A 20,156-nucleotide genomic window follows, 5' to 3' on the forward strand; every position below is an offset into this window, starting at 1 on the left:
CCTCCCCCCGCCCCGCCCCGGTCGTCGTCGCGGGCCGTCGCCATCGTCGCGATCTGCGTCGGCGGCGCCCTGATCCTCGGCACCGTCCTCACGGGAGTGGCATCGGCGCTGTGGGCGGCGGGCCCCGGCGCGGCGACAGGCAGCCGGTCAGCGGATGCCGCCGGCGTCTCCGCACTGTCGCTCGATGTGTCAGCCGGCCACGTGGTGATCGCCTACGCCGACGTCGACGAGGCGACCCTCGAGGTGTCGGGGGGCGACAGGGGCTGGCGCCTGGAGCGTCAGGGCGACACCCTGTCCCTGTCGAACAGCCGCCCCTGGTGGGCCGGCTGGGACGGCTGGGACGGCACCACCAGCCGCGGCACCCTCACCCTCCCCGCTGCGCTCGCGGACGAGAAGCTCGACGCGCGCTTCGAGGTGTCGGCGGGATCCATCACCGCCGACGGAACCTACGGAACTCTCCTCGTCGAGGTGGGCGCGGGCGATGCCGATGTCACCGGCTCGGCGGACGACCTCACGGTCGACGTGAGCGCCGGCAGCGCCGACGTCACCCTCAGCGACGTGCAACAGGGGAACCTCGTCATCGGGGCGGGCGAGATCGTCGCGACGCTCACGGGCACCGCGCCGGATGAGGTGCTCGTCGACGTCAGCGCGGGCACCCTCGTCGCGACCCTCCCCGACGAGGCGTACGACGTGAGGTCCGACGTCTCGGTCGGCTCTCTCGACAATCTGCTGTCCACCTCGACGGGGGCCGCTCGGACGGTCGACGTCCAGGTATCGGCGGGCGACGTCACCCTGCGCCCGCTCCCCTGATCCCGGCGCATCACGCAGGAAAGGGACGGACCCGTCGGGTCCGTCCCTTTCTCGTGGGTGTCGTCAGGAGACGACGGCGATCTCGTTCGGCACGTGCGGCAGCGTGACGGTGCTGACGATCTCACCGGTGGTGAGGTCGACGGCCACGAGCTCGCTGTCGGCGGGGTCGGTCACGTAGGCGATGTCGCCGGCGACCTTCACCGCGGGGTGCGGCGCCTGCCATTCGGCGGGGCCCTCCCACGGGTCGATGACGGGGAGCGACGAGGTGACCTCGCCGGTCGCCGGGTCGATCGTGTGCAGCTGTCCGTCGGTGCCGATCAGGACGGCCTCCTCGGACGGGCCGCGGGCAATCCCGCGGAACGTGTACTCGACACCCTTCGGGAGGGCGACCTTCTCAAGGGTCTGCGCCTCGGTGTCGACGAGTGCGATGTTGCGGAGCAGGTAGCCCTCGGCATCCGGGTCGTCCTTGTAGTCCATGACCACCAGCGGGCTGGTCTCGGAGACGTAGGCGTTGCCGATGCGGCCGTACTCGTCGGGCGAGGTCAGCTTGGTGATCTCGCCGTCCTTGTAGACGAGGGCGCCGTTCTCGCAGCCGAACACGACAACCTCGCCCGCCGCGGTGCCTTCACCGTGGACGCCGGGGCACTGGTCGTTCGTGGCGACCTCGGTGCGGTCGGCGTCGAGGACGCGGATGCCGCTGCGCCCCGCCTCGTCGCCGACGGTCGTCAGGAGCGTGCCGTCTTCGAGCTCGACCGAGACGCCGTGGTGCGCGGTCACGCCGGGAACGACCTCGGCGTCGGGGAGCGCGCCGTCGGACTCGGCCAGCTCGGCCGAGTCGAAGATCGTCGTGTCGCTCGTCGCGTCGTCGTAGAGCACGGTCTTGCCGCCGTGGGTGACCACGTGGCCGGCCGCCGCAGCGGACACCACGGAGTCCGTGAGCGCCGGCTCCTGCACGTCGAGGAGCTGGAAGCCCTTCGAGGTGGTCACCATCACGTGGCGACCGTCGCCGGCGGGGTTCAGCCGGATGAACTCCTCCGAGTCGAAGTCGCCGAGGGTTTCGAGGTCGTCGCCGCCGAGGACGAGCACGCCGCCCTCGTAGCCGATGGCGACGCGGGGCCCCGCCGGCGCGGGCGAGGCGGTCGGGCTCGCGTCGGCGCCGGGAGCGGACGCCGGCTCACCGGCGGTGGCGCAGCCCGCGAGCAGCAGGGCAGCGGCGCCGGCCAGGGCGCCGAACTGCAGGGTCTTCTTCATGGGGGTTTTCCTTTCCAGGGAAATGCCTCACGGACGGAGGCCGTCTGAGATGCTCTGCAGGTTGCGTCGCATCATGTCGAGGTAGGTGTCGCCGGGTTCTCCGGCGGCGGCGAGGGATTCGGTGAAGAGCGGGACGACCTTCACGTCGCGGCCCGCCTCCTCTGCGAGCACCTGCATGAGCCGGTCGGGCTGAGAGGAGTCGGCGAAGATCGTCGTCACGCCGCCCTCGTCGATCGCGTCGACGAGCTCCTGCAGGTCGGAGGCGCTCGGCGCCGCGAGCGTCGTGCCGCCGGGGACGGCCGCACCCAGGATGCGGACGTCGTAGCGGCGGGCGAGGTAGCCGAACACGTGATGGTTGGTCACGAGCGCGCGGTGGGCGGCAGGGATCGCGCGAAGGGTCTCGGCCATCGAGGCGTCGAGGTCGTCGAGCGCCGCCCGATACTCGTCCGCGGCGGCCTCGATCGTCGCAGCGCCGTCCCCGGCGATCTCCGCGAGCACGGGGGTGAGCGCGTCGACGACACGGGCCGTCTGGGTGGGGTCGGTCCAGAAGTGGGGATCGGTGGCATCCGCATCGGCATAGGCGAGCGCCTCGACGTGATCGCCGGCGACGAACTGCGCCACCCCGTCGGCGGCGGAGGCGTCGACGTGGTGCTGCACCCCCTCCTCGAGGCCGAGGCCGTTCGAGATCACGAGGTCGGCCGAGCGCATCTCGGCCGCTTCGCGCGCCGAGAGCTCGAACGAGTGCGGATCGGCGTTCGGGGGCATGAGGGTGATCACGTCGATCTCATCGCCGACGAGGTTCTCGGTGATGTCGCCCAGGATGTTCGTCGTGACCACGACGGTCGGTCGGTCGGAGCCGGCGGGAGCGCAGGAGACGAGCACCGACACGGCGAGCGCAGCGGCGACGACGGCCGCGACGCGCCTCATCGGCCGGTCTCCGCGACGAGCATCGGTGCGTAAGACGTCTCGAAGGTGCGGGCGATGCGCGCGTCGTCGGCGGGATCGATCTCGAACATCGCCTTCTCGGCAGGGCCGCCGAGATAGGTGCGGTTCTGATCGACGGTGAGCGAGACGCCCCCGGCCAGGGCGGGGTCGGCGAGGGATGCCGCGACGAGCGGCTCCGTCCTCGCGAGCGCCGTGCCGCTCTCCCCCGACAGCACGAGCACGGCGCCGTCGGCGGTCAGGGCGACGACGTTCTGATCGGCGTCGTCGACGGCGGAGACCCGGACGAGCTCCTCGCCCGCGTCGATGCGGGTCCACGTGCGCTCACGGGTGTCGAGCAGCCAGAACGCCTCGGTCCCGGTGAAGCCCGCGACCGTCGGCCGCCCCTCGCGCGCCGAGAACGAGAGGGCCCGGTCAGCGGCGCCGGACGGATAGGGCACCCGCTCGAACGTCGTGCCGTCGGCATCCGTCACCGCGAGCACAGCGCCGTCGTCGCAGCCCACCACGACACCGACGTTCGTCGCGATGGAGCCGGACGGCTCCGCGCACGGGACGACCTCGAGCTCGGTCCCGTCGGCGTCGACATGGCGGAGGCCACCGGCATCCGGGTCGGTCACGAGCGCGCCGATCGGCAGCGGAACGACCATGCCGTCATGCGGGGCGACCTCGAGCCGGAAGCGCTCGACGATCGAGCCCTTCTTCAGCGCGTCGAGGTCGAGCAGCACGGCGTCGCCGCCGGTGAAGAAGACGCCGGCGCCGAGGTCGCTCGCGACCGTCTGCGGGGTGCCGTCTCCGACGACCTCGCCGAGCGTCGCGGCGGGCGCCTCGTAGTAGTGGAAGTGATCGACGTGGTTCCAGGTCCACGCGCCGCTGTCGACGATGGAGATCTCACCGTCGCGCTCGGCGTAGAGAAAGCGGCCGTCTGTCGCGAGGTCATCGGCCGGAGCGATCTCGCCCAGGGTCGTCGTCTGCTCGTCGAGGAGGTCGAGATGATGCACGACGCCGTCGGGCGCCACGCTCGTCAGATGCAGCGCGGGTTCGGCAAGCTCGGTGGCCCCCTCGATCGCGCCGTGGCCGTCGCCGGTCGCATCGGCATCGGCGGGCGCGGATTCGGGTGCCGGGGCGCTCTGGCAGGCGGTGAGGAGGACGGCAGCGGCGAGGACGCCGCCGAGGGCGAAGGGTGCGCGGGAGGTCATGCGGTCCTTTCGAGAGGCGGAACGGGCACGCGCGCGGCGCGGCCGAGGGCGCGGATGCCGGTGGACACCGCGCCGGAGCAGATCGCCGTGAAGGCGACGGTGGCCCCTGCGGCCGTGCCGAGGTGCCAGGAGAGGAGGAGGCCCGCGCCCACCGACACGACGCCGATGCCCGCGGCGAGCACCATCGTCGGAACGATGCGCCGCGTCCACGCGCTCGCGGCGACGGCGGGACCGAGGAGCATGCCCACGACGAGCAGCGACCCGACCGCCTGGTAGGCGGAAACGACCGCGAGGGTGACGAGTCCGACGAGCACGACGTGCGCCAGCCGGGGGCGGAGTCCGAGCAGCTGCGCCTGCCGGGGGTCGACCGTCAGGGCGACGAAAGAGCGATGACCGGCGGCGGCGACGAGCAGGGTGACCGCGACGGCGACGGCCAGGACCACGATGTCGGCCGGCTCGATCGCGAGGATGTCGCCGAAGAGGATCGCGGAGGCGTCGGTCGCGAAGCTGCGTGACGCGGAGATCACGATGACACCGAGCGACAGGCTCGCCACGAACAGCAGCCCGATGCTGGTGTCGGCGGAGAGCCGGCCGCGGCGCTGGAGCGCTCCGACGCCGAGCGACATCGCGGCGGCGCTGAGCGCCGCGCCGACCAGGGGCGGGAATCCGGTGAGAGTGGCGACGGCCACGCCGGGCAGCATCCCGTGCGCCATCGCCTCGCCGAGGAAGGCCATCCCGCGAAGCACGACCCAGGTTCCGACGACGCCGCAGACGATCGCCACGAGAGCGCCGCCGAGGAAGGCACGCTGCACGAAGGTCGCGGCGAACGGGTCGAGGAGGAGGAGGGACACGTGGCACGACGATACACGTAATTGAGAACGGTTTTCATTTGCAACAATGGGGGGATGCACAGCCCCGCTCTCGACGTTCCCGTCGTCCGACTCGATGACGTCCATGTCGAGATCGACGGTCATGCCGCTCTCCGGGGCGTGTCTGCGACGGCCGACCGGGGACGCATCCTCGCGATCGTCGGCGCGAACGGCTCGGGCAAGTCGACGCTCGTTTCGGTCGCGGCCGGGCTCCGGCTGCCGACGTCGGGGACGGCGACGATCACCCCGGGGGCGCGGATCGCCTTCGTCCCTCAGAACACCGCCGACAGTGCGCGCCTGCCGCTCACCGTGACCGACCTCGTCGCGATGGGCCGGTGGCGCGGCCGGGGGGCCTTCCGCCCGCTCCGGCGCGTCGACCGCGAGCGGATCGGCGCGGCCATCGACGCCGTCGGCCTCACGTCGCTGGCGAAGCGGCCCCTCGGAGCGCTCTCGGGCGGTCAACGGCAGCGGGCCTTCGTCGGGCAGGCGCTCGCGCAGGACGCCGACCTGCTGGTGCTCGACGAGCCGATGAGCGGGCTCGATGAGGCATCCCGGAGCGCGGTCGCCGCGGCGGTGCGCGCCGTCGCGAGCCAGGGCGCCGCCGTGCTGGCCGTCACCCACGACCTCGCCGAGCTCGGCGACGTCGATGGGGTCATCACTCTGGCCGACGGCCGGATCGAGACGCGGACGTCACGACGTGACACAGGCGCGTCTCACATGGACGCACGCTCCTGAACGCCAGTACCGTGGACGAGTGACCACTGCTCCGATCGACGCCACCACCACTTCCGCCTGGGCCGAGCTCGAATCCCTCAAAACGGGATTCACCCCCGACCTGCGCGGCTGGTTCGCGGCGGACCCCGGCCGTGTCGAACGGCTGAGCCTGACGCTCGCCGACCTCCACGTCGACCTGTCGAAGAATCTCGTTACCGATGAGATCGTCGCGGCGCTCGTGCGCCTGGCGGAGCAGACCGGGGTCGCCGAGCGCTACGCGGCGATGCTCGCCGGCGAGCACATCAACACCACTGAGGACCGCGCAGTGCTCCACACGGCGCTCCGGCGACCCGCGAAGGCCGTGCCCGCGCTCGTCGTCGACGGTCAGCAGATCGACGACGACGTCCAGGGCGTGCTGAGCGCCGTCGCCGAGTTCGCCGGCCGCGTGCGGTCGGGCGAGTGGACGGGCATCACGGGCAAGAAGGTCGAGACGGTCGTCAACCTCGGGATCGGCGGCTCGGACCTCGGCCCGGTCATGATCTCCGCCGCTCTCGAGCCCTATGCGGATGCCGGGATCTCGGCGCGGTTCGTCTCGAACATCGACCCGTTCGACATCGCGTCGAAGACGAAGGACCTCGACCCCGAGACGACGCTGTTCATCGTCGCCTCGAAGACGTTCACGACGCTCGAGACGCTGACGAACGCCCGCCTCGCGCGCGACTGGCTGTGGGAGGGGCTCGCCTCGGCGGGTGTCATCGACGGCAGCGACGAGCGGAAGAAGGATGCCGTCGCGCACCACTTCGTCGCCGTGTCGACCGCTCTCGACAAGGTCGCGGAGTTCGGCATCGACACCGACAACGCCTTCGGCTTCTGGGACTGGGTCGGCGGCCGGTACTCGGTCGATTCCGCCATCGGACTGTCGCTCGCGATCGAGTTCGGCGGCGACACCTTCCGCGAACTGCTCGCCGGCTTCCACGCCGTGGACGAGCACGTTCGCACCACGCCGCTGGCGCAGAACGTGCCGGTCGTGATGGGGCTTCTCAACGTCTGGTACACGAACTTCCTCGGGGCCCAGTCGCACGCAGTGCTCCCGTACGCGCAGCAGTTGAGCCGGTTCGCCGCCTACCTGCAGCAGCTCACCATGGAGTCGAACGGCAAGTCGGTGCGGTGGGACGGGTCCCCCGTCACGACGGAGACCGGCGAGGTGTTCTGGGGTGAGCCCGGCACCAACGGTCAGCACGCCTTCTACCAGCTCATCCACCAGGGGACGCGCCTGATCCCCGCCGACTTCATCGCGTTCGCGAATCCCGCGTACGCGCTGACCGACGGCGAGCGCGACGTGCACGGACTGTTCCTCGCGAACTTCCTCGCGCAGACGAAGGCCCTCGCCTTCGGAAAGACAGCGGAGGAGGTCGAGGCCGAGGGCACGACCGGCCCGCTCGTGGCCGCGCGTACCTTCCCCGGCAACCGCCCGACGACGTCGATCTTCGCCCCGTCGCTGACCCCGCGGGTGCTGGGCGAGCTTGTCGCACTGTACGAGCACATCACCTTCACGCAGGGCGTGATCTGGGGCATCAACTCCTTCGACCAGTGGGGAGTCGAGCTCGGCAAGCAGCTCGCGATGCAGATCGCCCCGGCGATCGAGGGCGACAGCGACGCATTCGCATCGCAGGATGCCTCGACCAAGGCGCTGCTGGAGTACTACCGCGACCACCGGGCCTGAGACTCAGCGGCCGTGAGGCGTCTCGAGGTCGAGGTCGGCGGCTGGGAGCATTCCTGCTGCGGTCCGGAGCTCCGCCGCTTCACGAAGGTCGACTGGACTGTGTTCACCGCTCCCGACGGCCGTTTGGTGGAGACGCATCACGGCCTGGATGATCTCCAGGGCCTTGAGGTCATCCAGGTCGCCGGCACGATCGTGGAGCTGGAGGCCGTCGAACGCGATGGTTCACGCACACCGATCACCCGTATCCCCAGTGGGCGAGCCCTGCGCGGGATTGACCAGGAAGACGCGGGCGACGTCATCAATTTGTACACCGACGGCGTCCTCGACGTCTCCGACGAACGCTTTATCGTGACCGTCGAGGTCCAGGACTGACCGTCCGCTCAGAACGGTGGCGGGTCGACGGTGAATCTGGGTATGCGGCGTTCGGGGTGCACGAGGTAGACGCGACCCGCGGGCGAGGTCCATTCGAGCGCTCCGCCGGGTTTTGCTCTGACTCGCCAGTCCGTGTGGTGTTTGAGGGTGTGGTGGCCGCGGCAGAGCGGGGCGAGGTTGCTGGCGTCGGTGTGTCCGCCGTGGTGCCAGTCGACGGTGTGGTCGATGTCGCACCGGTCGGCGGGGATCCCGCATCCGGGTGCCATGCAGCGTGCCGCGCGCCACGCGACGAGGCGTCGGAGGTCTGCGGGTGGTCGGTACTGCTCGCGTCCGACGGAGAGCACGACACCCGTTTCGGGGTGGGTGAGCACCCGCATCCACCCGGATGCCGCACCGCACAGTTCCCGCGCACGGTCGAGGGGGATGGGTCCGACGCCATAGACCTGCGCGGCGGGGCCTTCTCCAGTGAGCAGTGCCAACGCGGAGACCGTGATCGCGACGGTCGGCCGGATCCCGCGAGCCGCTTCCGGGAGCGATGCGGTTTCACCGTCGATCAGCAGGTCTCCGAACGCGTCGGCCCGTCTCTGATCGAGCGAGCGCTCATCGTCGAGGCTCTTCGCGATCGCGGTGAGCCGCCCGTGAATCGCGTTCGCCTCGACGGCCGGAAGGTGGGCCGTCAGCCACGCCATCCCGTCGGCGCCGGCGTCGACACGGACGTGCCGGTGAGCGACGGCATCCGCGTGGCATTCGGCGAGGGTCGCCTCTCGTTCACGGTCGACGATCCGTTTCATCGCCCGCCGGAACGTGCCCGTCGACATCTCCTCCGACAGGGCGAGCACCTCAGCGACCAGCTCATCCCGCACCTGATCGAGGTCGTCGAGCCCGTCGACGATGATCGTCGCATGGGTCTCGGTGATCGACGCCTCACCCATCGACGCCAGCACGGCCGGGTAGCGATACACCAGCGCCCGTCCGACACCCATGAGCCGTCCGGCGGCATGCTCGGTGATCCGCAACGCCGAGGCGACCTCGAGCCGCACCGACCGCTCCACGAGCACGGCCGTGTCGCCGCGACGGTGCGCCTCGGCGATCGCGTCGTCCCAGAGTTCGACGATGCACCGGTACCGCTGCGCGGCGTGCACGGTCGCCATGTCGGCGCACATCACCACCCAGTCGAGCGTCGTCGGGATGTCGGCGGGCACCTCGACGGGCCACTCGTCGACCCACTCTGCACTGGACATAAACCCAGACTAGAAGGGGGTTCCGACATCGGGTCGCGGCCTCGACACCCGCCTCGCCGGCCCGCTACGGTGCCCCGGAAGCGGACCCCCTGGACACCGGCCCGCACACGGTCCACTCTGGTCGCACACGATGAAGGAGACCGCATGTTCCAGACCGACGGCGCGTACAGCGGGTTCGCTGTCGACGATCTCGACGCCGCCCGCACGTTCTACGCAGAGACGCTCGGCCTCGATGTCACCACTCTCGCCAGTGGCTTCCTCGAGCTGAACCTCGAATCGGGGGGCACGGTGCTGATCTAAGGAAAAGAGCACCACGATCCCGCGGGCTTCACCGTGCTCAACTTTGCCGTCGACGACGTCGAAGCGGCGGTCGACCAGCTCAACGAGAGGGGCGTGCAGACCGCCATCTACGACGATGTACCCACCGACTCGAAGGGCATCATGCGCGAGACCGACGGCCCGATGATCGCGTGGTTCCGCGACCCGGCGGGCAACGTGCTCGCCGTGCACGAGCGCTGAGGTCAGGCCTCCCAGTACCCCACGGCGCAGAGGAGCCGGGTCTCGTCGTCGGCGTCTGCCGGAGGCTCGATCGCGGGAGGGAAGACACCCCACTGGCGCCATTGGTCGGCGCTCGGCACGACGTGCTCGCTCAGCCCGTCGATCAGCGCGGGCGACATCCGGAACGGGATGCCCAGGTGCTTCGCGATGAGCCACGCCTGGAACGCGCGATAGGTCGCCAGGTGCGCGAGCCCCTCCGCCGCCGGGTAGTCGCCGTACTCGAAGCGGAAGACCGTGTCGGGGGCGACGCCCGCGCGCACCGCCGCGGTCGCGACATCGTGCGCCGCGTCGTAGGCGGCGATCGGATCGTCGCCGAGGAGATCGGCATCCGCGAACTCGTCCCCGTCCGCGACAGAGCGGCCCGCGAGCACGCCCGGCACCCACGCTTCGTCGTAGGTGTGCGCGAACACGATGTCCCGGAACGTGGGGTCGGGGGTCGAGGTCCACTCCCCGGGAGCCGGGCGGGCGAGATCGGTCGGATCGATGCGGTCGATGACCGAACGCAGCGCCGCGTCGGCCTCGAGGAACAGCTGCTCAGGTGTCATGGCGCACACGCTAGACCCGCCCGCCGACACCGTCCAGCGGTGCACTCACGAGCCCCCGTGCATGTGGATGCGCTCGCCCGACGCGCTGAAGATGCTCACGACTTCGGCGGGGCCTGCGGCGGTCGCGCCGATGCTGTGGGGAAGGCGGGTGTCGAACTCGACCGCCTCGCCGGGGCCGATCTCGTGCTCGACGCCGTCGAGAACGAGGCGCACCACTCCGCTCAGGACGAAGAACCACTCGGCGCCGTCGTGAACCTTCGGCGAGGCGGCCTCCGCCGTGGGCGGGAACGTGATTTTGAAGGTCTGCAGCGAGGAGTGCTCGAGCGTCAACGGGGCGATCACCATGCCGTCCCGGCGCCGCGTCGCCCGGCGCACGCGCGGGTCGACGGGGTCGGCGCGCACGAGGTCGTCGAGGGTGAGGCCGAGCACGGAGACCAGCGGCACGAGGAGCTCGAGGGAGGCCTGACGCTGACCCGACTCGAGCCGCGAGAGCGTGCTCGCGGACATGCCGACCTTCCCCGCCAGGTCGGCAAGGGTCCATCCGAGCTGCTGCCGGGCCGTGCGCAGCCGCAGCCCCACCCGATCGACATCCATTGACATGAGGCCAGTTTGCCATTTCCGCAAGCAAGGTTGCCGTTTCCGCGAACTCCGCGCCACGGTGGATCCATGACAGACACTCTCTGGGACGCCCTCATCATCGGCGGCGGGACCGCCGGCCTGAGCGCCGCGCAGATGCTCGGCCGGGCTCGGCGCCGCACCCTTGTGATCGACGCGGGATCGCCGCGCAACCGGTTCGCCGGGCACATGCACGGCGTACTCGGCCACGACGGACGCTCGCCCCTCGACCTGCTCGCCGCCGGACGCACCGAAGCCGAGGCGTACGGCGTCGCCTTCGCCGCGGCCACGGTCTCCCGGTTGGTCGATGCCGGAGACCACATCGACATCGAGTGCGACGACGGCGCGACGCTGTCGGCGCGCAGCGTGCTCCTCGCGAGCGGCGTCGCGGACGACCTTCCTGACATCCCCGGCCTCCGGGAGCAGTGGGGACGCGGAGTCCTCCACTGCCCGTACTGCCACGGCTACGAGGTCGCGGGCCGGCGCCTCGGCGTGCTGGCGACCTCGCCCGCCAGCCTCCACCAGATCGAGCTCATCCGGCAGTGGAGCGACGATGTCACCGCGTTCACCGCTGCGGCCGGGCCGTTCGACGCCGAGGTGTCCGCACGGCTTTCCGCGCGCGGCATCCGGGTGGTCACCACCGCCGTGACGGCGGTGCAGGAGCGGGAGGGCACCCTCGTCGGCGTGACGACGGCAGACGGTGCCGAGCACCCGATCGACGCGCTCTTCACCGCGCCCGTCCCGCGCCTCCTCCTGGGTTTCGCCGACGAGCTCTCCCTCGCCGCATCGGATCAGCCCGGGGGTGGCGTCGCCGTCGACGCGCGCGGAGCCACGAGTCACGCGCGGATCTTCGCGGCAGGCAACGTCGTCTCGCCGTACGGCAACGTGCCACTGTCGATGGGGCAGGGCTCCATGGCGGGCGCGGGCATGAACGCCGTCCTCGTGCAGGAGGATGCCGCGGACGCCGTCGCCGCGCTGTCAGTCGCCGCGCACTGACGCGGCAGCGGCCGCCGCGCGCGCCAGCCAGGCCGGCGGCGGCCCGAAGCGCTGGAACGGGACGAGCCGTCCCGCCGCCGAGTCGACGAGGAGCGCCTGGAACCGGTCGATGCGCGTCTGCTCGCGCTTGGCGCTGCCGACCCAGTGGGTGACGGCCCGCCGGTACGACGGGATCGCGGCATCCCAGAACGCCTGCGCGGCAGGGTCGGCGGCGAGCGCGGCCCGCTGCGCGTCGGTCAGCTCGCTTTGGAGCTCGTGCGCGTACACGCCGGTGCGCTCGGGCACGCGGCGCTCGTAGGCGGCGATGCCGGCCGGCAGCATCCGCCCCTCAGCCCGCAGCCTCTCGACGTGCGCCACGTTCACCGCACTCCAGATCGATGCCGCCTTGCGCGGGGTCCACCGCTGCATCCGTGCTCCGTCTCCCGCCGGACGGCTGACCGAATCGATCCAGCCGACGCAGAGCGCCTCGGGCACGGCGTCGGCCCAGGTCAGTCCCTGCCGCGGATCACCCTTGCGATAGAACAGCGTCCAGATCTCGGGGGCCGACTCGTGGTTCGCCTCGAGCCAGACCCGGAACTCCGCCGCCGACGCGAAGAAGACGGGGTCGGATGCCGGTGCTGCCATGCCGTGACGGTAGCACCGGCCTCCGACGCGGGCTCAGTGGAGGTCGAGGTGGTTCCAGGCTCCGGGCTGGTCGAGCTGGGCGTAGGAGACCTCGGCGCCGGCATCCGTGACCGACGCGGTGCACAACAGGAGGGACAGCGTCGGATAGCCGTGCGGACGGTTGTCGCGGATGATCGCGCGGTCATCGGTGGGCGGGAGCTCGGTGGTCTCCTCCAGAGCCGCCAGCCACGCCTCGACCCAGTCGCCCTGCGCGGCGGTCTCGGCGAACCGGCTCCGCCACGCGGCGATGCGCGCCGTCTTCGGATCGTCGACGTCGTCGTGGGCGATCATGTGGACCCCGGGGGCGAGCTCGGCGACCCGAACGGATTCACCGTCCCACATCGATACGCGCGCCCGGCCGGAAGAGACCTCCAGCAGGTTGAAGCCGTGCGTCGGCGGCGCATCGGCGAGCGCCCGCCCCGCGACCGCATCGAGCACGATGTGCCCGCGGGATCCGGTGGCCGCTGCGTCGTCGATGAGATCGGCCCGGTTGAGGACGACCGCGAGCCGGCCCGCGGCGGGATCCGCGGCGAGCCACGCCCCGCCGGCGCGCGTATCGCGCACGCCGACGACGCCCGGGAGCTCCGGCCACCACGTGCCGAGCGGGTCCCAGGCACGGGTCGGGTCTTCGTCGCGGACGGCGAGGAGCCGCACGGCGGCGCCGGGATCCTCGGGGACATGGACGATGACGGTGCACATCGCGGGGCCCTTCCGGGTCCGAGCCCGTGGCAGGATCGGACCATGTTCGTCGTCGTGGGCGTCTCAGGCGGTATCGCCGCATACAAGACGGTGCAGGTGGTTCGTGCGCTGGTCACCAACGGGCACGAGGTGCACGTTGTTCCCACCGACGACGCGCTGCGCTTCGTCGGGACCGCCACCTGGGAGGCGATCAGCCGCCATCCTGTCACGACGAGCGTGCACGACGACGTCGCCGAGGTGAGGCACGTGGCCCTCGGGACCAAGGCCGACCTGGTGATCGTCGCCCCCGCCACCGCGAACACGCTCGCGAAGATGGCGGCGGGCATCTCCGACAATCTGCTCGGCGTCACGCTGCTCGCGACGACCGCTCCCGTCGTCGTCGCCCCCGCCATGCACACCGCGATGTGGGACCACGCCGCGACCCGCGCCAACATCGCGACCCTCCGCGCGCGCGGCGTGCACATCGTCGGGCCGGCCGACGGGCCCCTGACCGGCGGCGACAGCGGCCCGGGTCGCATGGTGGAGCCCGACGAGATCGTCGCCGAGGCGCTCGCTGCCGCCGGAGAGACGGATGCCGTCACGCCGGGCGATCTCGACGGCGTGCGCGTCGTCGTCTCGACGGGAGGCACCCGCGAACCCATCGACCCCGTCCGCTTCATCGGAAACCGCTCGAGCGGACGCCAGGGCGCCGAGGTGGCGCTGGCCGCCGCCGCACGCGGCGCCCGGGTGCACATCGTCGCGGCGCACATCGAGGGCCCCGTGCTCGACGAGGTGCTCCGGCATCCGTCGGTCACCGTCGAGCGGGTCGGGACGACGCTCGAGCTGCAGACCGCCATGGTCACCGCGGCCACAGACGCCGATGCGATCGTGATGGCGGCGGCGGTCGCCGACTTCTCCGTGCCGGAGGTCTCGGATGTCAAGATCCGCAAGGAGGACGGCACGGTCACCCTCGACCTGGTCGAGAACCCCGACATCCTCGCGGGTATCGTCCGGGACCGTCGCCCGGGCCAGACGATCGTCGGCTTCGCGGCCGAGACCGCGGCCGGCGACGAGGAGCTTCGTGAGCGGGGCATCCGCAAACGCGCCCGCAAGGGCGTCGACCTCCTCGCGGTGAACCTCGTCGGCTGGACCGAAGGCTTCGAGACCCCCGGAAACCGTGCGCTGTTCGTCGACGCCACGGACGAGGTCGTCGCCGAGGCGGCCGGCACGAAGCGCGAAGTCGCCGACGCGCTGTGGGACGCGGTGCTGCGACTGCGCTGAGCGCGCGCCCGCCGGGCCGACTCGGTGTCCGGCCACCGGAACCCATCCGATTCGCCGACGGTTCCGAAGAACTGTGTGCTGCCCACAGGGCGCGCCGTTTTGTGGTGCGCCCGCACACCCGTTCACCGATCGAGGCCCGATGCGTCAGACCGCCACTCCTCTCCTCGCCGATGTCGAGGAGCACCGGAACATCACCGACCTCCTCGTGCGGCGTGCGCAGTCCGCGCCCGAGCACGTCGCGTTCGACGTCGCCGACGGCCCCGGCCGCTGGCGCGGCGTCACGACCGCATCGTTCTCCGATGAGGTGCGCACCCTCGCCAAGGGCTTCATCGCCGCGGGCCTCCAGCCCGGCGATGCACTGGCGATCATGGCGCCCACCCGGTACGAGTGGGCCGTGGCCGACCTGGCCGCCTGGTTCGCGGGCGCCGTCGTCGTCCCCGTCTACGACACCTCGTCACCCCTCCAGGTGACCGCGATCGTCGCCGACGCCGATGTGCGCCTGGGCATCGGCGGCACCCTCGCGCAGACGCGGCTGCTGGCCGACGCGTTCGCGTCGACCGGCACCGGCGCGCTCGGCGCGTTCGCGATGGATGCCGGGGAGATCGGAGGCGACCCCCCCGCCACCGTCGCAGACCTCGCGGCGCGCGCCGGAGACGTCGACGACGCCACCCTCGAGCGTCACCGCACGGCGGCCGGCCTCGATTCGGCGGCCACCATCGTCTACACCTCGGGTACGACCGGCGAGCCCAAGGGCGCCGTGCTCACCCACCGGAACTTCCTCGGCCAGGTGCTCAACATCGCCGCCGCCTACGGCGAGGTCGTCCACCCTGCCGGCAACACGATCATCTTCCTGCCCCTCGCCCACGTCCTCGCCCGAGGGCTCCAGCTCATCTGCCTCGCGAACGGCATGCGCATCGCGCACCTGAGCGACACGACCGCCGTCGTCGAGACGCTCAGCGCGCTGCGGCCGACCTTCCTCGTCGTCGTGCCGCGCGTGCTGCAGCGCATCCAGAACGCCGCGGCGCAGAAGGCCGCGAACGCCCGTCTCACGGGCGTCTGGCGCACCGCGGTCCGCACCGCCGAAGCCTGGGGCGCCGCCGCCGAGGGCCCCGTCGACGACGAGCCCGCGACCGGCCCGTCGCTCGCGCTCCGCCTCCGCCACCGGCTCCTCGACCGGATGTTCTACGCGCGGCTCCGCCAGATCATGGGCGGCCGTATCGACTACGTCCTCTCGGGCGGCGCGCGCCTCGACCGCGACCTGTCGCTCTTCTTCCGCGGCATCGGCGTTCCCGTCATCGAGGGGTACGGCCTCACCGAGACGACCGCACCGCTCACCGGCAACCTCCCCAGCGACATCCGGGCAGGCACCGTGGGGCGGCCGCTGCCCGGATCGACCGTGCGCATCAGCGCCGAGGGAGAGGTGCTCGCCAAGGGCATCGGCATCTTCGACGGCTATCGCAACCCCGCCCACAACGAGGGCGCGTTCGTCGACGGCTTCTTCCGCACCGGCGACCTCGGCCGGCTCGACGACCACGGCCGCCTCATCATCGAGGGTCGACTGAAGGACGTCATCGTCACATCGACGGGCAAGACCGTCGTCCCCGCGCCGTGGGAGTTCGCCGTCGAGGCGCACCCGCTGATCTCGCACGCCGTCATGGTCGGCGAGGGGCGGTCGTACCTGTCGGCGATCCTGCTGCTCGACCCCCTCGCCCTCGCCGAACGCGGGTGGCTCCCGGCATCCGGACCCGGCGCCGTCCGGCCGGGAGCGCTCGACGAGCTCGCCGACGATGCCCTCCGCTCCGAGGTGCAGGCGGCCGTCGACGCGGCGAACGCGCGCGTCGCCCACAGCGAGCAGGTGCGCCGATTCGCCCTCGTCGTCGCCGACCTCGACGACACCACGATCATCACCCCGACCCTCAAGATCAAGCGCCGCGTCGTGCTCGATCGCGGCTCCGCCGTCGTCGAGCACCTCTACGGCTGATCCCCCCGCATCCCACCCCCACCCGACTCGGAAGGCACCCCTTGTCCCCCACCGCACGCGCCTCGATCCTGACCGTCGTGGTCACTCTCGTGATCGGCGGCCTCGTCGCCCTCGCCGGCAGTCAGGGCGGCGTCACCGTCGGCGGCATCCCGCTGTTCGCCGCCGCCGTCGCTGCGGCCTTCCTGGTGCAGATCATCGTCTTCATCCCGTCGGCGCTGGCCCGCACCGAGCGCTTCTTCGACGCCACCGGCAGCGCGACGTTCATCCTCGTCACCCTCGGCGTGCTGCTGGCGCAGCCGGGCGGCGACGTCCGCAGCATCATCCTGACCGTGATGGTCGTCGCATGGGCGGTGCGCCTCGGCTCGTTCCTGTTCCTGCGCATCCACCGCTCGGGCGCCGACGACCGCTTCGACGACATCAAGGTGTCGCCGCTGCGCTTCCTGCGCGTCTGGGTGATCCAGGGCCTGTGGGTCAGCGTCACCTCCGCTGCCGCGTGGATCGCGATGGCCGCCCCGGCGAACGACCGCGCCGGGTTCGACGTCTTCGCCGGTGTCGGCATTGCCATCTGGGCGATCGGCCTCGTGATCGAGATCGTCGCCGACCTCCAGAAGAACGCCTTCAAGGCCGATCCCGCGAACCGCGGCACCTTCATCCGCACGGGGCTGTGGTCGCGATCGCGTCACCCCAACTACTTCGGCGAGATCCTCGTCTGGGTGGGCGTCGCCGTCGTGGCGGTGCCCGTCTTCGAGGGCTGGCAGTGGATCGGCCTGCTGTCGCCGCTGTTCGTCATCCTCCTGCTCACCCGGGTCAGCGGCATCCCGCTGCTCGAGAAGAAAGCCGACGACCGCTGGGGCGGTGACGCCGACTACGAGGCCTTTAAGGCCGCGACACCGGTGCTCGTCCCCTCGCTCGTCCGCCCGAAGGTCGCAGCGCCGAGCGCCGCCTGATCGGGCAGAGGTGGCCGGCGGGCGCCGGCCACCTCCTCTCTCAGCCCAGGACGTCGAGCGTCGGCGCCGGCGTGCCGTGGACGTGCTCACCGAGGAAGCCGAACACCGTCTCGTACCAGACGACGGCGTGCTGCGGCTTCAGGACCCAGTGGTTCTCGTCGGGGAACATCAGGAAGCGGTGCTCGGTCGTGCCGTCATCGGCGCCGACGTGCTCGTTCAGCTCCGACCAGAGTCGGAGGCTCTCGCCGACGGGCACCCGGTAGTCGCGGTCGCCGTGGATCACGAGCAGCGGGGTGCGGACGTCGGCGACGAAGCGATGGGGCGAGTTCTCGATCATCGCCTCGGGCGTGAAGATGCGCTGCCAGTACGACGAGCTGTCCGTGGTTCCCGCGAACTGGTCGAGGGCCCACAGGCTGGCGTGCGTCACGATGGCACGGAACCGATCGGTGTGGCCCGCGATCCAGTTCGCCATGTACCCGCCGAACGACCCGCCCATCGCCGCTGTCTTCGTCTCGTCGATGTCACTGCGCGCCTCGACGGCGTCGGTGATCGCGAGGAGGTCGGTGTACGGCTTCGCGCCCCAGCTGTTCCACCCGCGGGCGATGAAGTCGAGGCCGTAGCCGGTCGACAGCGCCGGGTCGGGAAGGAGCACCGCGTAGCCGCGCGCCACCGCGAGCTGAGGAGTCCACCGCCAGCTCCACGCGTTCCAGCTGTTGAGCGGCCCGCCGTGGATCCACAGCAGCAGCGGCGCCGGGCTCGCAGCGTCGGCGCCGTGCGGCAGCAGCAGCCACCCGCGGATGCGGGCGCCGTCCTCGGCGGTGGTCTCGACCTCGGTCATCGTCGCCGCCGTCGCCGGTGCCGGCGCCGGTGTCGCGAGGGTGGTCACGGTGCCGTCCGGATCGATGCGGACAGGGTGCGGCGGCACCATCCACGACGATCGCAGTGCCACGATGGCCCCCGAGCGGCGGTCGACGCTGACATGCGTGTACGTGTGCTCGTCGGTGGTGAGCTGCTGGGCGGGCCCGCCGTCCAGCGGGATGCGGAAGACCGGGCCGCGACCGTCGTGATCGGCGGTGACGATGAGCGCCTCGTCGCCGGCGTCGAAGGTCAGACTCGACGGCCACCGGTCCCACCCCTCGCCGATGCGGCGGGCCTCCGACCCGTCGATGCGCGACACCCACAGCTCCTGGTCGGCGGGGCCCTCGGGCGACCCGAAGGCCGACCGGACGGAGGCGACCCACGCGCCGTCGGCGCTCACCGTGGGGGCCTCGGCCGACATGTCCCGCTCGTCGAACAGGGCCCTGCGCTCCCCCGTCTCCACGTCGATGGCGACGAGCGCGAAGCGGGCGTCGCGGCCCTGCGGCACGCGAAGGGCCGCGATCAGCGTGCGTCCGTCGGGGGTGAGGGCGGCACCTGCGCTGTCGCCCGACCGGCCCGGGCCGGGGGTGAGGTCGCGGGGGCGCGGCAGCTCCGCAGGGTAGGGCGTGGTGGCATCCGCTTCATCGGCGGCAGCCTCGGATGCCGCGGCGGAGCCGATCGTGTCGGCCAGGTCCGACAGGTCGAGGGAGAGCAGGTGGGGCGCATCGGGGCCGAGGTCGGCGTCCCAGTACCGCACCGGATAGGTCGCGTGCAGGATCGCGGAGACCTTGCGCTTCTTCCGCTCCGCGCGGAGCGCCGCATCGGCTTCGAGGGTGCCCGCCGAGGGGAGGAGTCCAGCCGAGACGACGGCGACGGATGCCGCATCGGCGACGGCCGCGATGGCTCCCACTCCGCCCGCGAGACGGCTGATCGCGCGCGCCTCTCCTCCGGCGGCCGGCAGGCGCCACAGCTGCGCCGCAGCCTCGTCGTCGTCGCCGTCGGCGTCGGGACGACCACTGACGAACAGGAGATCGCCGTCCGCCGTGAACGCCGCGCCCTGCTCGCCCTTCGCCGATCGCGTGAGCCGGCGCGGCGACCCGCCGCCACCGGCGGGCACTTCCCACAGGGCCCTGCCGTATCCGGTGCGGTCGGAGTTCAGTGTGGCGACCGTGAGCACGGCGCGGGCGCCGTCGGGCGAGAGGCACACGGCCTCGATGCGGGGCAGCGCGATGAAGTCGTCGAGGGAGGAGAACGGAGTCTGCGGCATCCCCCCACGCTAACCGCGGGCGGTGTCAGCGCACGATGTCTGCCGTGGAGACGACCGTGGCGAACTCGCCGTCGAGGTTGGTGGCCGTCATCCCTGCGAGGGTCGCGGCGGCGACGGTGGTGCCGTCGGGCGCGAGACGGTCGAACGTGTGGGTCGCGTCGAGCGCGAAGTAGACGTCGTATCCGAGATTGGCGCCCACGCGCGCCGTCGTCTCGCAGCAGTGATTGGTCGTGATGCCGGCGATCACCACCTGAGTGAGTCCCTGCGCCTGCAGCCAGGCGTGGAGGTCGGGAGCGCCGTGGAAGGCGGAGTTGACGGTCTTCGTCACCCACAGATCGGGCTCCCCCGACACGACGTCCTTCATCTCGTTGCCCACCTGACCCGGGCGGAGCGGCGACCCTTCGGTGCGCGAGTCGTGCCGCACGAACACCAGCGGCCAGCCGTGCTCCCGCGCGTGCGCAATCAGCGCGGCGATGTTCTCCTCGCAGGCGGGGTTGTCCCGGCGCCCCCAGGAGCCCGCGTCGTCGAAGCCCTTCTGCACGTCGATCACGACGAGGGCGGGCCGGCCGAGGTCGACGGGGCGGGGAGGAATTCGCACGAGTCGAGCCTGTCACGGCCGCGCCGGCGACGACGGTCACGAGGCGGCGGA

General features: G+C 71.6%; 19 protein-coding genes and 1 pseudogene. 9 read left to right on the top strand and 11 right to left on the bottom strand.

Annotated elements, in window-relative coordinates; all coding sequences use genetic code 11:
* Positions 1-810 (top strand): hypothetical protein (locus ACJJV7_RS01530; protein ID WP_405467805.1); only part of this gene is annotated, 810 nt, incomplete at its 5' end.
* A gap of 63 nt (positions 811-873) precedes the next feature.
* On the opposite strand, the gene aztD is transcribed toward ACJJV7_RS01530, so the two are convergent.
* Genes aztD through aztB form a run of 4 tightly spaced genes read right to left on the bottom strand, consistent with a single transcriptional unit; the run spans position 874 to position 5,050 of the window.
* On the bottom strand, positions 874-2,061 hold the full coding sequence (gene aztD / locus ACJJV7_RS01535; RefSeq protein ID WP_405371790.1) for a zinc metallochaperone AztD: 1,188 nt from the start codon (positions 2,059-2,061) through the stop codon (positions 874-876).
* A 27-nt stretch (positions 2,062-2,088) separates the two neighbouring features.
* Entirely contained in the window at positions 2,089-2,988 is a 900-nt protein-coding gene (locus tag ACJJV7_RS01540) for a metal ABC transporter solute-binding protein, Zn/Mn family (protein ID WP_405371792.1), read from the bottom strand.
* On the bottom strand, positions 2,985-4,199 hold the full coding sequence (locus ACJJV7_RS01545) for a hypothetical protein (RefSeq protein ID WP_405371793.1): 1,215 nt from the start codon (positions 4,197-4,199) through the stop codon (positions 2,985-2,987). The genes ACJJV7_RS01540 and ACJJV7_RS01545 overlap by 4 nt, the downstream gene beginning before the upstream one ends.
* Positions 4,196-5,050: a zinc ABC transporter permease AztB gene (gene aztB / locus ACJJV7_RS01550; RefSeq protein WP_405371794.1), complete on the bottom strand. Its 855-nt coding sequence runs from the start codon at positions 5,048-5,050 to the stop codon at positions 4,196-4,198. Before aztB ends, ACJJV7_RS01545 begins: the two co-directional genes overlap by 4 nt.
* A 54-nt stretch (positions 5,051-5,104) precedes the next feature.
* Here aztB and aztA point away from each other — a divergent pair, with 54 nt between their 5' ends.
* The 3 genes from aztA to ACJJV7_RS01565 are packed head-to-tail and all read left to right on the top strand — an operon-like array spanning position 5,105 to position 7,877.
* Positions 5,105-5,803, top strand: a complete 699-nt coding sequence (gene aztA / locus ACJJV7_RS01555; protein ID WP_405371795.1) for a zinc ABC transporter ATP-binding protein AztA — start codon at positions 5,105-5,107, stop codon at positions 5,801-5,803.
* 19 nt (positions 5,804-5,822) lie between these two features.
* A complete protein-coding gene (pgi, locus tag ACJJV7_RS01560) occupies positions 5,823-7,505 on the top strand; it encodes a glucose-6-phosphate isomerase (protein WP_405371796.1) in 1,683 nt (560 codons plus the stop codon).
* 12 nt (positions 7,506-7,517) lie between these two features.
* Positions 7,518-7,877: a hypothetical protein gene (locus ACJJV7_RS01565; RefSeq protein ID WP_405371797.1), complete on the top strand. Its 360-nt coding sequence runs from the start codon at positions 7,518-7,520 to the stop codon at positions 7,875-7,877.
* 8 nt (positions 7,878-7,885) lie between these two features.
* Here ACJJV7_RS01565 and ACJJV7_RS01570 read toward each other — a convergent pair whose 3' ends face one another.
* Positions 7,886-9,118 carry a DUF222 domain-containing protein gene (locus ACJJV7_RS01570; RefSeq protein WP_405371799.1) on the bottom strand — a complete coding sequence of 411 codons (1,233 nt, stop codon included), beginning with the start codon at positions 9,116-9,118 and terminating at the stop codon, positions 7,886-7,888.
* A 144-nt stretch (positions 9,119-9,262) separates the two neighbouring features.
* Between ACJJV7_RS01570 and ACJJV7_RS01575 the strand changes: the two are divergent.
* Positions 9,263-9,637: pseudogene (locus tag ACJJV7_RS01575) on the top strand (VOC family protein).
* Between the two features lie 2 nt (positions 9,638-9,639).
* Here ACJJV7_RS01575 and ACJJV7_RS01580 read toward each other — a convergent pair.
* Both ACJJV7_RS01580 and ACJJV7_RS01585 read right to left on the bottom strand, forming a co-directional pair.
* Complete coding sequence (locus ACJJV7_RS01580) at positions 9,640-10,221, bottom strand: hypothetical protein (RefSeq protein WP_405371802.1); 582 nt, start codon at positions 10,219-10,221, stop codon at positions 9,640-9,642.
* Positions 10,222-10,266: 45 nt separating this feature from the next.
* Complete coding sequence (locus tag ACJJV7_RS01585) at positions 10,267-10,821, bottom strand: helix-turn-helix domain-containing protein (RefSeq protein WP_405371804.1); 555 nt, start codon at positions 10,819-10,821, stop codon at positions 10,267-10,269.
* Positions 10,822-10,887: 66 nt separating this feature from the next.
* Here ACJJV7_RS01585 and ACJJV7_RS01590 point away from each other — a divergent pair, with 66 nt between their 5' ends.
* Positions 10,888-11,832 (top strand): NAD(P)/FAD-dependent oxidoreductase, encoded by a 945-nt coding sequence (locus ACJJV7_RS01590; RefSeq protein WP_405371806.1) that lies wholly within the window; start codon positions 10,888-10,890, stop codon positions 11,830-11,832.
* Here ACJJV7_RS01590 and ACJJV7_RS01595 read toward each other — a convergent pair.
* Together ACJJV7_RS01595 and ACJJV7_RS01600 are read right to left on the bottom strand one after the other, a co-directional pair.
* Positions 11,815-12,456, bottom strand: a complete 642-nt coding sequence (locus tag ACJJV7_RS01595; protein WP_405371808.1) for a YdeI family protein — start codon at positions 12,454-12,456, stop codon at positions 11,815-11,817. The two genes, ACJJV7_RS01590 and ACJJV7_RS01595, sit on opposite strands and share 18 nt — an antisense overlap.
* Before the next feature lie 33 nt (positions 12,457-12,489).
* The gene (locus ACJJV7_RS01600) at positions 12,490-13,194 is read right to left on the bottom strand and encodes an NRDE family protein (protein ID WP_405371810.1); all 705 of its coding nucleotides are present in this window, start codon (positions 13,192-13,194) and stop codon (positions 12,490-12,492) included.
* A gap of 42 nt (positions 13,195-13,236) precedes the next feature.
* Between ACJJV7_RS01600 and coaBC the strand changes: the two genes are divergently transcribed.
* The 3 genes from coaBC to ACJJV7_RS01615 all read left to right on the top strand — a co-directional run bounded on the left by coaBC (position 13,237) and on the right by ACJJV7_RS01615 (position 17,382).
* The gene (gene coaBC, locus ACJJV7_RS01605) at positions 13,237-14,454 is read left to right on the top strand and encodes a bifunctional phosphopantothenoylcysteine decarboxylase/phosphopantothenate--cysteine ligase CoaBC (protein ID WP_405371812.1); all 1,218 of its coding nucleotides are present in this window, start codon (positions 13,237-13,239) and stop codon (positions 14,452-14,454) included.
* Positions 14,455-14,593: 139 nt separating this feature from the next.
* Positions 14,594-16,435, top strand: coding sequence for an AMP-dependent synthetase/ligase (locus tag ACJJV7_RS01610; protein ID WP_405371814.1), 1,842 nt, complete (start codon positions 14,594-14,596; stop codon positions 16,433-16,435).
* 41 nt (positions 16,436-16,476) lie between these two features.
* The gene (locus ACJJV7_RS01615) at positions 16,477-17,382 is read left to right on the top strand and encodes a DUF1295 domain-containing protein (RefSeq protein WP_405371815.1); all 906 of its coding nucleotides are present in this window, start codon (positions 16,477-16,479) and stop codon (positions 17,380-17,382) included.
* A 40-nt stretch (positions 17,383-17,422) separates the two neighbouring features.
* On the opposite strand, the gene ACJJV7_RS01620 is transcribed toward ACJJV7_RS01615, so the two are convergent.
* Together ACJJV7_RS01620 and ACJJV7_RS01625 are read right to left on the bottom strand one after the other, a co-directional pair.
* Entirely contained in the window at positions 17,423-19,507 is a 2,085-nt protein-coding gene (locus ACJJV7_RS01620; protein ID WP_405371817.1) for a S9 family peptidase, read from the bottom strand.
* Positions 19,508-19,532: 25 nt separating this feature from the next.
* Complete coding sequence (locus tag ACJJV7_RS01625; protein ID WP_405371818.1) at positions 19,533-20,105, bottom strand: cysteine hydrolase family protein; 573 nt, start codon at positions 20,103-20,105, stop codon at positions 19,533-19,535.
* Positions 20,106-20,156 lie beyond the last annotated feature (51 nt).

Source organism: Microbacterium sp. Ld4 (genome assembly GCF_045066555.1).
GTDB lineage: Bacteria > Actinomycetota > Actinomycetes > Actinomycetales > Microbacteriaceae > Microbacterium.